The sequence below is a fragment of the uncultured Roseibium sp. genome, assembly GCF_947499295.1.
Classification (GTDB): Bacteria; Pseudomonadota; Alphaproteobacteria; order Rhizobiales; family Stappiaceae; genus Roseibium.
Map to the genome: position 1 here is coordinate 65,749 of NZ_CANMNP010000013.1, position 13,684 is coordinate 79,432.

14 protein-coding genes are annotated in these 13,684 nt (G+C 56.7%); 10 read left to right on the plus strand and 4 right to left on the minus strand.

Annotated features, from left to right (window positions below):
* Positions 1–89: 89 nt before the first annotated feature.
* From Q0835_RS19185 to Q0835_RS19195, 3 genes are read right to left on the minus strand one after another with little or no spacing between them, the layout of a single operon-like run.
* Entirely contained in the window at positions 90–1,130 is a 1,041-nt protein-coding gene (locus Q0835_RS19185; protein WP_298963792.1) for an extracellular solute-binding protein, read from the minus strand.
* Complete coding sequence (locus Q0835_RS19190) at positions 1,100–2,485, minus strand: sensor histidine kinase (RefSeq protein WP_298821799.1); 1,386 nt, start codon at positions 2,483–2,485, stop codon at positions 1,100–1,102. Before Q0835_RS19190 ends, Q0835_RS19185 begins: the two co-directional genes overlap by 31 nt.
* A complete protein-coding gene (locus Q0835_RS19195) occupies positions 2,482–3,147 on the minus strand; it encodes a response regulator transcription factor (RefSeq protein WP_298821801.1) in 666 nt (221 codons plus the stop codon). The genes Q0835_RS19190 and Q0835_RS19195 overlap by 4 nt, the downstream gene beginning before the upstream one ends.
* A 117-nt stretch (positions 3,148–3,264) precedes the next feature.
* Here Q0835_RS19195 and Q0835_RS19200 point away from each other — a divergent pair, with 117 nt between their 5' ends.
* The 5 genes from Q0835_RS19200 to Q0835_RS19220 all read left to right on the plus strand — a co-directional run bounded on the left by Q0835_RS19200 (position 3,265) and on the right by Q0835_RS19220 (position 8,383).
* Positions 3,265–4,245, plus strand: coding sequence for a tripartite tricarboxylate transporter substrate-binding protein (locus Q0835_RS19200; protein WP_298963794.1), 981 nt, complete (start codon positions 3,265–3,267; stop codon positions 4,243–4,245).
* Between the two features lie 82 nt (positions 4,246–4,327).
* A complete protein-coding gene (locus Q0835_RS19205) occupies positions 4,328–4,819 on the plus strand; it encodes a tripartite tricarboxylate transporter TctB family protein (protein WP_298963795.1) in 492 nt (163 codons plus the stop codon).
* A 1-nt stretch (position 4,820) separates the two neighbouring features.
* Positions 4,821–6,344 (plus strand): tripartite tricarboxylate transporter permease, encoded by a 1,524-nt coding sequence (locus tag Q0835_RS19210; RefSeq protein WP_298963796.1) that lies wholly within the window; start codon positions 4,821–4,823, stop codon positions 6,342–6,344.
* A gap of 27 nt (positions 6,345–6,371) precedes the next feature.
* Positions 6,372–7,565: a CoA transferase gene (locus Q0835_RS19215; protein WP_298963797.1), complete on the plus strand. Its 1,194-nt coding sequence runs from the start codon at positions 6,372–6,374 to the stop codon at positions 7,563–7,565.
* Complete coding sequence (locus tag Q0835_RS19220) at positions 7,562–8,383, plus strand: citryl-CoA lyase (protein WP_298821810.1); 822 nt, start codon at positions 7,562–7,564, stop codon at positions 8,381–8,383. The genes Q0835_RS19215 and Q0835_RS19220 overlap by 4 nt, the downstream gene beginning before the upstream one ends.
* 55 nt (positions 8,384–8,438) lie before the next feature.
* On the opposite strand, the gene Q0835_RS19225 is transcribed toward Q0835_RS19220, so the two are convergent.
* Complete coding sequence (locus Q0835_RS19225) at positions 8,439–9,194, minus strand: IclR family transcriptional regulator (protein ID WP_298963798.1); 756 nt, start codon at positions 9,192–9,194, stop codon at positions 8,439–8,441.
* Between the two features lie 177 nt (positions 9,195–9,371).
* On the opposite strand from Q0835_RS19225, the gene Q0835_RS19230 reads away from it, so the two are divergent.
* The 5 genes from Q0835_RS19230 (at position 9,372) to Q0835_RS19250 (ending at position 13,673) form a co-directional block, all read left to right on the plus strand.
* The gene (locus Q0835_RS19230) at positions 9,372–10,211 is read left to right on the plus strand and encodes a cyclase family protein (RefSeq protein ID WP_298963799.1); all 840 of its coding nucleotides are present in this window, start codon (positions 9,372–9,374) and stop codon (positions 10,209–10,211) included.
* 61 nt (positions 10,212–10,272) lie between these two features.
* A complete protein-coding gene (locus tag Q0835_RS19235) occupies positions 10,273–10,623 on the plus strand; it encodes a cupin domain-containing protein (protein WP_298821817.1) in 351 nt (116 codons plus the stop codon).
* On the plus strand, positions 10,620–11,420 hold the full coding sequence (locus tag Q0835_RS19240; RefSeq protein WP_298963800.1) for an SDR family oxidoreductase: 801 nt from the start codon (positions 10,620–10,622) through the stop codon (positions 11,418–11,420). Before Q0835_RS19235 ends, Q0835_RS19240 begins: the two co-directional genes overlap by 4 nt.
* 3 nt (positions 11,421–11,423) lie before the next feature.
* Positions 11,424–12,347 (plus strand): 3-hydroxyacyl-CoA dehydrogenase family protein, encoded by a 924-nt coding sequence (locus Q0835_RS19245; protein WP_298963802.1) that lies wholly within the window; start codon positions 11,424–11,426, stop codon positions 12,345–12,347.
* Between the two features lie 39 nt (positions 12,348–12,386).
* Positions 12,387–13,673 carry an ABC transporter substrate-binding protein gene (locus Q0835_RS19250; RefSeq protein ID WP_298821848.1) on the plus strand — a complete coding sequence of 429 codons (1,287 nt, stop codon included), beginning with the start codon at positions 12,387–12,389 and terminating at the stop codon, positions 13,671–13,673.
* The last annotated feature ends 11 nt before the right edge of the window (positions 13,674–13,684 follow it).

The window sequence follows — 13,684 nt, forward strand, 5'->3', positions numbered from 1 at the left end:
CGAAAGTTACCCGGATCACGTTTGTTTTGTTCTTCTGTCCGAGGAACCGTTCCTTGCTTGACGCCCGACACGAACACTAGGGCCCGTACCTATGGCTGTACCATAGCGTTCAGCCAGGCGCGGATGAACGTGCGACGCTTGAGCTGGTCCAGATAAACGAGCAGGCCGGGACCGAGACGGATGGGACGAAAGGCTGCCTCGCGCTGCAAAACACCCGGATCGATCGCGGGCAAGCCGGTCAGTTCCTCGATGAGCTGACGATTGGAACCCGATACCAGGAAGTCTATGAACTGGCCGGACAGGTCCACGTCCTGGGTTGTCTTGGGAATGAGCACAGTCCGCAGCATGACGGTGGTAAAATCGTTGAATTGCAGGACATCCAGATCCGGGTTGTCTGGCAGATGTGCTGCCGCGTAGCTGCCAAGCACGTTATAGGCGAGCGCCAGCCGTCCATCGGCAACGTCTTGGATCATCTGGCTTGAGCAGCAATAAAGCTGTGCATTCAATCTGCCCATCACCTCGGCCATACGCCAGAGCGACTCCGATTGCCGGGAGTCTTGTGTTGCAAACAGATAGCCTGCACCGCTTTCCCGGATGTCATAAGTCCCGACTTTGCCGTTGAAACGATCCGGGTTCTCACGCAACAGCGCGATCAGTTCATCCCGGTTGGTCGGCGTCGGCAAACCCTGAAATGAGGATTTGGAAAAGGCCAGCACCGCAGGTTCCTGGGTAAAGGCGAACAGACGGTCCCGCCATTTGGCCCAGTCGGGTAGGGTGCTGGTTTCCGCCGACACGTGACGCAAGGCGAAACCGTCATTGACGAGCTTCGTCTGCAGGTCCATTGCCGATGACATAGCAATGTCGAATTCCGCATTCTCTTCAAAAAGTGCCTTCATCAGCTCGCTGCTGGAGGCGGTGACATAGCGGACCTCTATGCCCGGGTTTCGGGCCTGATAGGCCTCGATGAGCGGCGCGAAGATGTTGAGATCGCCGGTCGACAGAATGTTGAGCGTTGCCGTACGATTTTCGACCTCAAACAAGCGCTCTTCTTCGGCGACGAAAGCGCTCGCCGTGGTGATCAAGGCGCAGCACCAGGCGATTAGGCCAACGGTAAGGATATGGACGCGCATGTGCCTCTCTTTTCCGGGTTGTCCGACAGTTTCAGCGTGCCGCCGTGAGCCCGCATGACTTCCTCAACAATGGTGAGTCCAAGCCCGGAGCCAATAATGTCACGGACATTGTTACCCCGGCCGAACCGCTCGGTCAGGTGTTGCCGGTCGCCATCACCGAGACCGCGTCCCTCGTCGATGACATCGACCCTGACGGTTGATCCAGATTGCAGGATTTCCACCTTGATGATGCTGTCTTCTGGTGAATACTTGACGGCATTGTCCAGAAGGTTTCGCAACGCGTTCTGCAGCAGGATGGGATCGCCTTCCACCGACCCGATCGTGTCCGAGCCGGAGCAGGTGATCCTAATATCCTTCAAGTCTGCAGTCGGGCTGATCGACCTGATCACATCCTGAGCGAGCTCCCTCACATGGAGGCGTTCCTTTTCAAGATTGTCTGAGCGGAGCGCGACCATGGCGTGGTCGAGCAGCTGACCAGCGGAGCGCGAACTCTCGTCCGCAGCACGAATGACTTCTCGCAGGATCTGTTTGTTCTCTGGTTTTCGCACGCTGCGCATGGCGATCTCAGACTGGGTTCTGACAGTTGCGAGCGGCGTGCGCACGTGATGCGCGGCTTCGGCGATAAAATCTTCGGTTCTTGCAAGTGAAGCACTGAGCCGACCCATGAATGTATTGAGAGACTGCAGCAAGGGAACCAGCTCGGTCGGGGCCGACGTTTCGACCGGGCTCAAGTCCTGCGGACCACGGCGCGCGACTGACTGGGCAAGCCTGTTCAATGGCCGCATGGCGTTGTTGGTCGCAAACCAGCTGAGCGCTCCGGAGAGTACGAAAAATCCAATGCCGGCAGCTGCCGCAGCAATTGAGATCTGCAGAGAAACGGCGGCAAGTCCCAGACGTGTCTGAGCGACAAGGACAGTCAAAATCACTGTTTCATCGGCCACGGTCAACCGTCTTGGAAGGGCTGCGATGCGTACTTCGTCACCGCGGTAGATGGCCGTCGCAAAAACCGGATTGCCAGCGTCAATAGTGGCAGACGGCACTGGCAGGTCATCGTATCCTGTGACGGTCAGATCGTCTGCAGTTATGCGGTAGAACACCCGTTCTTCGGCTATTGACCCAAGCATCGACAAGGCTGAATAGGGCACGTCGACAAGGATCTGGCCACGCTCGGCGCGCACAGCCTCAGATATCGCGGTTGCCGAGGCAATCAGGATGTTGTCCTGGGTGGTTTCAGCCGCCTGCTGAGCGAGCGCACGTACCGTGAAATAGAGTGCCACCGACAGTATGGCCGCAACAAGCAGCAATTGAAGGAGAAGTCGCCGTCTGAGCGAGCCTCGTGTGCGGACGGCTGTCATGAGGCCGTCATCCTGTAGCCAACGCCTCGCACTGTTTCAATCTTGACGCGCCCTCCCTGAAGCTTTTTCCGGACACGCCCCACGTAGACCTCGATGGCATTTTCCGAAACGTCTTCGTCATAGGAGAACAAGCGATCGACAAGGTGCGACTTTGAAAAGATCATGTCAGGAGCTGAAAAAAAGACCTCGAGCAACCGCAGTTCCCGGTTCCTGAGGTCCGAGACGTTTCCGGCAACCGCAACGGTTCCCGCTAGAGGATCGAACACAACATCCTGGAAGGTTTTCTGATTTCGCGATGCGCCCTGTCGTCGCCGAAGCACTGCTCTGCAGCGGGCTTCGAGTTCGGAAAAGTCGAATGGTTTGGTGATGTAGTCGTCCGCACCAAGGTCGAGCATCCGGACGCGGTCCGACACTTCGGAACGTGCTGTCAAAACAATGACCGGCGTATCGTTGTCGCCTGTGCGGTGTCTTTCCAGGAAGGTGCGCCCATCCCCGTCGGGCAACATGATATCAAGCAGTATGAGCTCATAGCCGGTGCTGGCCAAACAGACAGCGGCCGTTTCCAGATCGGGTGCATGATCAACGACATGACCGTCAAGGCTCATGCGCTCGACGATGGCTTTTGCCAGTTTCTCATTGTCCTCGATCAGTAGGAAGCGCATGCCAATTCAGCCGTTTGTCGTTGTTTTTTGTTAGCGTGACAGGTTCCTGTCAGCTTTCCCAATACTTTTGTTGTTTGCAAGGGGCTCGTTAAGCCCCAGCGTGTCTGGGAGGATAATATGACACTTTTGAAAATGACCCGACGGGTCGTTCTGGCTGCTGCTGCGGTCTCTTTCTCATTTGCAACTCCGTCCTTTGCAGAACCTGCTGTCGACAGCATTCACTTTCTCATCCCCGGCGGTGCCGGCGGTGGCTGGGATGGAACTGCGCGCGGTACGGGTGAAGCCCTGACAAAGGCCGGCCTTGTTGGCACAGCTTCTTATGAGAATATGTCCGGCGGCGGCGGTGGCAAAGCGATCGGTTTCCTGATCGAAAACGCCGACAGCAACCATGGCACGCTCATGGTCAACTCCACGCCGATCGTGATCCGTTCGTTGACGGGTGTGTTTCCGCAGAACTTCCGTGATCTGACCCTGGTTGCCGGTACAATCGGCGACTATGCAGCACTCGTGGTGCCTGCCGACGGCGAAATCAAGGATGTCAACGGCCTGATCGAGGCTTTCAACGCGGATCCTGCCGGGACCGCGATCGGTGGCGGTTCCGTGCCGGGTGGTATGGACCATCTGGTCGCTGCAATGGTGTTCCAGGCAGCGGGCGCTGACCCGGTTGCCATGAAATACGTGCCTTATGACGGTGGCGGCAAGACCATGGCTGGTCTGCTTTCCGGTGAAGTCCAGGCCGTTTCCACGGGCTTCTCTGAAGCCGTTGAACTGGCCAAGGCGGGTGAAGTGCGCATCATTGGTGTGACGGCGCCTGAGCGTGTTGAGGCCTATGCAGATGCACCGACCATGGTCGAGCAAGGCAACGACACCACTTTCGTCAACTGGCGCGGTTTCTTTGCTGCACCTGGTCTTCCGGCAGACAAGCTGGCCGCTTACCAGGGCGCAATTGCCAAAATGTACGAAACCGATGAGTGGGAAGAAGTTCGTGCTCGCAACGGTTGGGTGAATATCCACAATCCTGGTGACGACTTCCGTTCCTTCCTTGAAGAGCAGGAAAAGTCCATCGGCGATCTGATGAAGAAGCTCGGCTTCCTCTGATCATCGTTCAGCAAAGCTGATACGCAAGACACGTCCGGGACTCCCCGGGCGTGTCGCCTAATCCAAAAAAACGGGGGGAACGATGGCGCTTGATCGCTGGCTGGCACTAGTCATCTTGTTGATCTGCCTAGCCTATGGCTATGCAGCTTACTTCACCATGGACGCGCTTTTGCCGCCGATCATGCAACGCAGCCCAATCTGGCCATCAAGCTTTCCCAAAGTCTTGGCCATTGGCGGAATTCTTCTTTCGCTGAGTATTCTGCTCGGTCTTGAAAAATCCCCTGACAAGAAAGACGCTGCCGATATCAATCTGTCGCGTCTTCATGAATATAAGGTCGGTCAGGCTGTTCTGCTGCTGGGCCTGATGGTTGCCTATGCGCTGCTGCTGCGGCCGCTTGGGTTCCTTACCTCCACCTTTCTCTTTCTCACGGTTGGCAGCTACATTCTCGGTGAGCGCCGCTATGTCATGATGATCGTGGTCGCGGCCATTGCCGCTGGCACGGTCTGGTACCTTGTGGACGTGGTGCTAGGCATCTTCTTAAGTCCATTCCCGTCTTTTCTGATTGGAGGCTGAGATGCTTGAAGGACTTCTGACAGGCCTTGCAACGGCCTTCACTTTCACAAACATCATGATGGTCGTTGGCGGCTGTCTGATCGGTACCTTTATCGGCATGCTGCCCGGGCTTGGTCCGATGTCGATCATTGCCATTATGATCCCGGTCGCGATCACAATCGGTGATCCGTCAGCCGCACTGATCCTGCTTGCTGGTGTTTACTATGGTGCAGTTTTTGGCGGCTCAACCTCTTCTATTCTGATCAATGCTCCAGGCGTTGCTTCAACTGTTGCGACCTCCTTCGACGGCTATCCGTTAGCGCGTAAGGGACAGGCTGGAAAGGCTTTGACGGTTGCCGCGATCTCATCGTTTGCGGGGGGCACCATCGGTGCGGTCCTGCTGATGGTCTTTGCGCCGGCGCTGGCCTCCGTTGCGCTGTTGTTCCATTCGTCCGAGTATTTCGCACTGATGGTTGTCGGGTTGTCGGCGATTGCCGCATTTGCCGGCACCGGACAGGTCGGCAAGGCGCTGCTGATGACGTTCCTTGGACTGATGATGGCGACCGTTGGCGAAGGCGTTCTTTTCAACATGCCGCGCTTCACCATGGGGGTCATGGATCTCCAGTCCGGCTTTGGCTTCATCACACTCGCCATGGCCATGTTCGCGCTCCCTGAAGCCATCTTCCTTGTGCTTGACCCTGCGCGCTCAAAAACCGGCGACGGCAGCGATGGTGGCAAGATCAAGAACTTGCGGATTACCAAGGACGAAGCGCGCAAAATCACGCCGGTGATCGGCCGGCAGTCGCTTCAGGGTTTCTTTATCGGTGTTCTGCCGGGTGCGGGAGCGACGATTGCCTCTTTCCTCGGGTATGCGGTCGAACGCAATATCGCGAACAAGGAAGAGCAGGAAGAGTTCGGCAAAGGCTCAGTGAAAGGCATTGCCGCGCCGGAAAGCGCCAACAATGCCGCCTGCACCGGTTCATTTGTTCCGCTTCTGACACTTGGTATCCCTGGCTCGGGTACGACAGCGATCCTCCTGGGTGCGCTGATTGCGTTGAATGTCAGTCCCGGCCCGCGCCTGATGGTCGATGAGCCTCAGATTTTCTGGGCCGTCATCATCTCCATGTATCTCGGCAACCTTGTGCTGCTGATCCTCAATCTGCCACTGATCCCCTATATCGCGAAGGTACTGGCGGTTCCACGCAACTATCTGATCCCGTTCATCCTGTTCTTTACGTTGATGGGCGCCTATATCGGCCAGAACAACGCCACGGAGCTTCTTCTCCTCGTCGGCTTCGGGATTTGCGCAACGCTGTTCCGCTTTGCAGACTATCCACTCGCGCCGTTGCTGATCGGGTTCATTCTCGGGCCTTTGCTTGAGAACAACTTCTCCCGCGCCATGCAGCTTTACGACGGTGTCGGATTCATCTGGGAACGGCCGATGACGCTCGGTTTGCTGATCCTTGCCGTTGTTCTGGTTGTTCTGCCCGGCTACAGAGCACGCCGTGCTCGCCTGCGTGCAGAGGGTGTCGCTGACGGCGATTGATGACGGCAGCACGAAGGGACACATCAGGTGTCGAAACCTCTTGAAGGGATTCGGGTCCTCGACCTGACCAATGTTCTGGCCGGTCCATTTTGCTGCCACCACCTGGCGCATCTTGGGGCGGAAGTGATCAAGGTCGAGGCCGCGGGCCGCGGTGACCTGGCGCGCAAGCTTGGCGCTGATCCCGACCTGAACGAGAAAGGTATGGGCGTTTCTTTTCTCGCGCAGAATGCGGGTAAGAAATCTGTCACCGTCAATCTGAAACACCCGAAGGGAAGGGCGCTTTTCATCAAGCTTGTCAGGTCCGCAGACGTGCTGGTGGAAAACTTCCGACCAGGAGTAATGGACCGTTTGCAGGTCGGTTACGAAGCACTCAAGAAAGAACAGCCTGAACTGATCTATTGCGCGATTTCCGGATTCGGACAGGACGGACCCTGGGTCCATCGTCCGGCGTATGACCAGATCATTCAGGGAGCATCCGGCGTCATGTCGATCACCGGTGACGGCGAAAGCGCGCCGTTGCGCGTCGGATACCCGGTCGCAGACACTGTCGGAGGTATTACCGCAGCATTTGCGGTCGCTTCAGCGTTAAATGCTTCGCCGAGGGGCAGCTTCATCGATGTCTCCATGCTTGAATCGGTGCTTGCGACCATGGGCTGGGTGGTTTCCAATTACCTGAATGCCGGTGTTGAACCCGCAGCGAACGGCAATGAGAATGTCACATCTGCACCGTCTGGAGCCTTTCAGGCAGGTAGCGGGCTTCTCAATATCGCAGCTAACAAGGACGAACAGTGGGTCTTGCTCACAGATCACCTGGGCTTGAGCGCACTGCGCGCGCGCCCCGAATACGCAACACGCGAGGACAGGAAGAAAAACCGTCTGGCGCTCAAGGCCGAGCTTGAGACGGTTCTAAAAACGCGCCCAGCGCGCGATTGGGCAAAGGAACTCAATCGCATCGGTGTGCCGTCCGGAGCTGTCCTGACTGTGCCAGAAGTGTTGCAAATGCCGCAAATCGCCGATCGGGGCTTCCTGCATACCTTCCAACAAGTGCCTGGTGTCGATCGGGATATCGCCGTGACGACGACCGGGATCAAGCTGGATGGCGATGCACCCAAGGTGTCTACACCGCCACCGCTTCTTGGTGAGCACAATCATGAAATCTGGGGCGGGCTTGGTCTTAGCAGCCAAGAGCTGGAAGACCTTCAAAGCGATGGTGCATTATGAGCAACGGGGGCAAAGATGTATCCGACTGGTGGGCAACAGAAATCATAGACATGGCGCCCGGCCAGATCCGGCTTCGTGGGCGACCGATCGAAGAGCTGATCGGCAACGTGACATTTCCGCAGATGATCTGGCTGATGACCAGAGGCGATTTGCCGACCCCCGAACAGGCAAAGCTTTTGGAGTGCGCCCTTGTGGCGGCGGTTGATCATGGTCCGCAAGCGCCGTCGATAGCCGCTGCACGCATGGCGGTTACCTGTGGGCTTGGTCTCAACGGCGCAATGGCATCTGCAGTCAATATGCTTGACGACGTCCATGGAGGTGCGGGTGAACAGGCTGTGGAACTTTTTGGCTGGATTGATGCAGCCAGGGATGATGGCCTTGGCCTGAATGAGGTCGCAACGAAGATGATTGACCGTTGGCAGGCAGAGCGGACAGCTTTCGTGCCGGGTTTTGGTCACAGGTTTCACAAGCCAGAAGACCCACGGGCACCACGCCTGCTTGGTCTTGTGGACACGGCCGCCGCCGAAGGTGTCGTGAGCGGTCGGTTTGCAGACATCGGGCGGGAAATCCAGAAGATCCTGAACACCAGAAAAGGCAAGCCGGTACCCATGAATATCGATGGGGCGACCGCTGTTGTGTATGCAGAGCTCGGTTTCGCCGGGCAACTCGCTCGGGGGCTTTTTTGCCTGTCGAGGTCGGTCGGCGTGATTGCGCATGCCTGGGAGCAAATGAACCAGGGTGGCCGGAACAAGGGGCCGACACCGCCGGACTATCGCTGGTCTTATACCGGGCCGAACCCAATCGACGACCAGACCTGAGCAAACGGTTCACGGGTTTCAGGGTACTGCCGGGATCATCGTCAAGCTGCCGCGCTCAGAGAAGCTGCAGGATTGATTTTCTTGCCTGGAGAAGGAGTTCCGCGAGGGTGCTTTTGAGGCGCGTGAACCTGTGGGAGGGAACAGGTATCGATACCGCATAGATCTGACCCATCGGATCTCTGAAGGCGAAACCGGCGGCTGAAATGCCGTCCGTGTGCTCATTCAGATCCCAACCGATGCCGGTTTGCCGGATATCTTCGATTTCCCGCATGAACTCTGACAATGGTTTGGGGTCGTCCTCGGTCGCTTTCAATTCCGGCGCTGCGATTGAAACGAGCGCATCGTCCTCGAACAGAGAGAGGGCGGCCTTGCCGTTGGCTGTTGTTGTCATGGGAAAGACTTCACCAACGGCGGAGACAGTTCTAAGGCGGTGGGAGCCGATCACCTGATCGACGAAGACCATGTGGTCTTCCCTGAAGGCAGCCAAGTCAACGGTCTCTTCTGTCTTCGAAGAGAGGTCGACCAAAACAGGCCGAATGAGCTCGGCCATGTTGATCCGGCCAGCGGCCGCAAGTGACTGGATTTCCGGTCCGAGCCTTAGGCCACCCTCGGCAGAACTTGCCATGACAAGACGTTCAGCAATGAGCGCATTCACGATGCGCTGTACCGTAGAACGGGGCAGGTGTACGCGTTCAGCGATGCCGCCAAGACTCAGTCCGGAGTTGTCTTTTTTTAGAATACGCAAAATCTCGGCTGCTCGTGAAATAACTTGAACGCCTTGATTTGATTGCGCTTTCCTTTCGGTGATCATAACTCTTTCCGCCGTTCTTCTGGTCCAGCTCCGGTCTGGAATCACATGCTAAAGCAGCGTGATACCGTCTGCATATAGCAAATTCGCCCATCATGTCGAGAAAACACTTGACCGCATTATGATACACTCGTACCGTAAAGCAATACAGATTGGCACTGACCTTCGGGAGGATCAAAAATGTCAGTGATGATTCGCGGGATCGAGTTTCAGGAAAACCTGAACAACGATATGGGCGTCGAGTTCTATAACCTGTCGCACCGCTATGGGTTTCAGTGCCCGAACTGGCCGTATTTCAAAGATGTCCAGATTGAACGGAAGCACTACATGGCCAAGTCCGGTGTGCTGTCCCAGACAATCACCACCACGATGCATGTAACGACCCACATCGATGCTCCGGCTCATGTCGTTCCCGGAACACCGTTCATCGACGAAGTGCCTTTGCCTCATTTTTTCGGGTCCGGGCTGGTTGTCTCGGTGCCAAAGAAGAGGTGGGAACCGATTACAGGCGACGATCTGGAGAAGGCCTGCGGCCACGCAATCCGCAAGAACGATGTTCTGGTCATCAATACGGGCTGGCACAAGCAATATGAGGATGGCGACTATTTTGCTTATTGTCCCGGCCTCGTTCCTTCCGCCGCCGACTGGATCGTGGAGAAGGGCATCAAGGTCGTGGGACACGATACCCAGGCAAATGATCATCCGCTTGCAACGGCCATCGGTCCGCAGCGCAATGGCCCGATCCTACCGCATCTGGAGCAGGAGTATCTTGAGTGGTCCGGCGGCCGCGACTGGAAAGACGATTTTCCCGAGTGGGAACCGGTTCACAACAAGCTTTTCAGCAACGGTATTCTTGGCATTGAAAATGTTGGCGGCGATCTGGATGCAGTCACTGGAAAACGCTGCACGTTTGCATTTTTCCCATGGAACTGGGACCGGGGCGATGGGTGCATCATCCGGCTTGTGGCGATGATCGACCGTGGTCAGCAGTACCGTATCGAGGCAGGCGAAAGCTTCTGATCCAGCATCACGGGTTGCCTGTTGTGGGCGGCCTTCATGCACAAGGTTCGGGAGGGCAACAATGCATGTGAAACGCTTTGAAGACGCTGCCCCGTACGAGGCGCCAAACCATCGGGATGTGGTCGGTTTGCGGCTGCAAGGGTTCGAAGAAGGTGGTCCGGAAAACCAGTGGGTCGGACTTAGTCAATTCCTGCCTGGCGGAGGCGCAGGGCCCGATTCAACGCCCTTTGAGAAGGTCTACGTCGTCCTGGATGGTGAGATGACTGTGATGACCGAAGGAGCTGAGACTGTTTTGCGAAAATACGACAGCTGCACCATCGCGCCGAATGAAGTGCGCACGATCGAGAACCGGTCAAACCTCGTTTGCACCATGCTCGTCGTGATCCCGTATCCACCGGAGGCAAAGACATGAGTAATGCCTGGAAAAACCCGCTGGGATTGTTTGATGTTTCGGGCAGAGTTGCGCTGATTACCGGCGCTTCGGGAGCCTTTGGCGCGGTCGCTGCAAGAGCCCTTGCGGGCGCGGGATGCAAATTGGTCCTGGCAGCTGGCAACGAGAAGGCCTTGGGCGAAGTGGCCACCGAGTGTGAAAAACTCGGCGCTGATGTTGTCACGAAGGCCGTGCGCCCGACTGATGAGACAGTTTGCGACGGTCTTGCCGATCTTGCCGTGGAGCGCTTCGGGTCGCTGGATATTCTTGTTGTCGCTTCAGGAATGAACAAGGTTGCGAAGATCGATACGCTCACTCCGAAGGATTTTGACGGGGTGATGGAAGCCAACGTGACCCAGTCCTGGCTTCTGACACGGGCTGCCACCAAAAAAATGAAGCAGCAGTCTACTGGCGGAAAGATTGTGCTGGTTTCATCAGCGCGCGGCCTGCTTGGTCATCCGGCCGGATATACGGCCTACTGCGCGTCAAAGGCTGCCGTTGACGGCATTACCAAGGCTCTTGGGTGCGAACTCGGCGAAGAGAACATCACAGTCAACGCCATAGCTCCGACCGTATTCCGCTCTCCTCTGACAGCGTGGATGTTCGAGGAGGACGATACGGCCAAGGGTTTCCGCAAAGGCTTCATCGCCCGTGTGCCGAAAGGGCGTTTGGGTGAACCGGAAGATTTGATCGGGCCATTGTTGTTTCTGGTGTCCCACGCATCGGACTTCTACACCGGTCACATACTTTACGCCGATGGCGGCTACACGGCAGGCTGAACGATGGCTCAATCCTTCATCATAGCCGTACTTGGCGCAGGACTGATGGGGCACGGTATTGCTCTGACGTTTGCCCGAGCAGGACACAAGGTCAACGTCTTCGATGCCTTTCAGGCCAGTCTCGACACCTTGCCTGAACGCGTTTCCAAAAGCCTTGGTGCCATGGGGGTCAAGGACGCCGAGATTGCAGAAGTTCAAGGCCGTATTACGGCTGGCAAAGAGATGAGCACATGCGTGCGAGAAGCCGACTTCGTGTTTGAGGCGGCTCCTGAGAAACCTGAGCTGAAGCGTGCCTTATTTCAAGACGTGGAGCAGCATACGCCCACCAACGCCATTTTGGCGTCCAACACCTCGGTCATACCGATCACCACCATCATGGCGGATCTGAAACATCAGGGCCGTGCTCTCGGCACACATTGGTGGAACCCGCCTCATCTGATCCCGCTCGTAGAAGTTATCAAGACGCAATGGACGGATGAAGCAACAATCCAAAAAACCATCGAGCTGCTGACTTCAGTTGGCAAAACGCCAGTGCGTGTTGAAAAGGATGTTGCCGGTTTCATCGGCAACCGCCTTCAGCACGCCATGTGGCGTGAAGCCATCTATCTGGTGGAAAGCGGCGTCTGCACGGCAGAGGCCGTCGACAAGGTTGTCAATGCCAGCTTCGGGCGCCGCCTATCGGTGCTCGGCCCGCTTGCCAATGCCGATCTCGTGGGCACGGATTTGACACTCGATATTCATGAAAATGTCCTGGCCGACCTCGACAACCGGCCAGCTCCTTCACCCTACCTGCGCGATCTGGTTGAAACCGGAAAGCTCGGCATGAAAAGCGGTGAAGGATTTATGAGCTGGACGCAGGAAGACATGGAGGATGTCCGAACGCGTGTCGCTACTCACCTTAGGAAGCTCGAAACGATCCTGACGTGACAGTCGCTTAAATCTTGAGCGCATCTGGGAGGAAAGATGATGACGCTGATTGGGAAGAAAAAAGGTATCACCCGCCGTGGATTTCTGGCTGGAGCATCGGCCGGGCTGGCCGCGCCGGCGATCTTGACGCGCACGCGTGCCTATGCTGCGGATCCGGTAGTCAAGATCGGCCACGTCAGTCCGCGGACCGGCCCTCTGGCGGGCTTTGCCGAGGCCGATGACTATGTTCTTGAAGGCATTCGCAAGGTGCTTGCGGCCGGTGTTGAGAACAACGGCAAGACCTACCAGGTAGAAATCATTTCCAAGGACAGCCAATCCAACCCGAACCGTGCCGCGGAAGTGGCCTCGGAGCTGATCCTGGGTGATGAAGTCGACATCATTGTTGCGGCCTCCACGCCGGACACAACAAATCCGGTATCTGACCAGGCCGAGCTGAACGAAGTACCCTGCGTCACAACGGATTGCCCGTGGCAACCGTATTTCTTTGGAAGAAACGGCGATCCGGCAACTGGATTTGACTACACCTATCATTTCTTCTGGGGCCTTGAAGACGTCATCAAAGCTTTCCTGGCGCTATGGGAAGAAAGCGGTGTTGAACGCAAGGTTGGCGGGCTTTTCCCCAATGATGCGGATGGCAATGCCTGGGGCGATGAGATTCACGGGTTTCCACCTGCCCTGATTGGAAGTGGTTTTGAGCTGACGGACCCTGGCCGCTATCAACCTCTGACCGATGATTTCTCAAGCCAGATCTCGGCTTTCAAGGAAGCGGGATGTGACATCATTACCGGCAATATGATACCGCCCGACTTCGGAACTTTCTGGTCGCAGTCCGCGCAACAGGGCTTCAATCCGAAGGTGGTGACCATCGGCAAGGCTCTCCTTTTCCCGTCTGTCATTGAATCCCTGGGTGAGCGTGGCAATGGGCTGACATCGGAAATCTGGTGGACACCGGACCATCCTTTCAGCTCCTCGCTGACGGGCGTCTCGGCGAAGCAGCTCGCGGAAGGGTATACGGCATCGTCCGGCCGGCCGTGGACACAGCCTATCGGCTTCAAGCACGCGCTCTTTGAAGTTACGACAGACATTATCCGACGCAGTGCCGATCTGGATGATCCGAATGCGATCCTGGAAGCCATCTCCAAAACCGATCTGGCGACTGTCGTTGGTCATGTGAACTGGGACTTTGGTCCGGTCAAGAATGTATCCAAGACGCCGCTGGTTGCCGGTCAGTGGCAAAAGGGAGCAAATGGAATGGAGCTGGTGATCACCTCCAATCACAGCGCACCTGAGATCCCGACCACGGGGACCTTACAGTTGCTTTCGTGATGCCTGGACGG

Coding starts and splice junctions, on each gene's coding strand:
- Q0835_RS19185 (WP_298963792.1), bottom strand. CDS start 1,130: ATGCGCGTCCATATCCTTACCGTTGGCCTAATCGCCTGGTGCTGCGCC.
- Q0835_RS19190 (WP_298821799.1), bottom strand. CDS start 2,485: ATGACAGCCGTCCGCACACGAGGCTCGCTCAGACGGCGACTTCTCCTT.
- Q0835_RS19195 (WP_298821801.1), bottom strand. CDS start 3,147: ATGCGCTTCCTACTGATCGAGGACAATGAGAAACTGGCAAAAGCCATC.
- Q0835_RS19200 (WP_298963794.1), top strand. CDS start 3,265: ATGACACTTTTGAAAATGACCCGACGGGTCGTTCTGGCTGCTGCTGCG.
- Q0835_RS19205 (WP_298963795.1), top strand. CDS start 4,328: ATGGCGCTTGATCGCTGGCTGGCACTAGTCATCTTGTTGATCTGCCTA.
- Q0835_RS19210 (WP_298963796.1), top strand. CDS start 4,821: ATGCTTGAAGGACTTCTGACAGGCCTTGCAACGGCCTTCACTTTCACA.
- Q0835_RS19220 (WP_298821810.1), top strand. CDS start 7,562: ATGAGCAACGGGGGCAAAGATGTATCCGACTGGTGGGCAACAGAAATC.
- Q0835_RS19225 (WP_298963798.1), bottom strand. CDS start 9,194: ATGATCACCGAAAGGAAAGCGCAATCAAATCAAGGCGTTCAAGTTATT.
- Q0835_RS19230 (WP_298963799.1), top strand. CDS start 9,372: ATGTCAGTGATGATTCGCGGGATCGAGTTTCAGGAAAACCTGAACAAC.
- Q0835_RS19235 (WP_298821817.1), top strand. CDS start 10,273: ATGCATGTGAAACGCTTTGAAGACGCTGCCCCGTACGAGGCGCCAAAC.
- Q0835_RS19240 (WP_298963800.1), top strand. CDS start 10,620: ATGAGTAATGCCTGGAAAAACCCGCTGGGATTGTTTGATGTTTCGGGC.
- Q0835_RS19245 (WP_298963802.1), top strand. CDS start 11,424: ATGGCTCAATCCTTCATCATAGCCGTACTTGGCGCAGGACTGATGGGG.
- Q0835_RS19250 (WP_298821848.1), top strand. CDS start 12,387: ATGACGCTGATTGGGAAGAAAAAAGGTATCACCCGCCGTGGATTTCTG.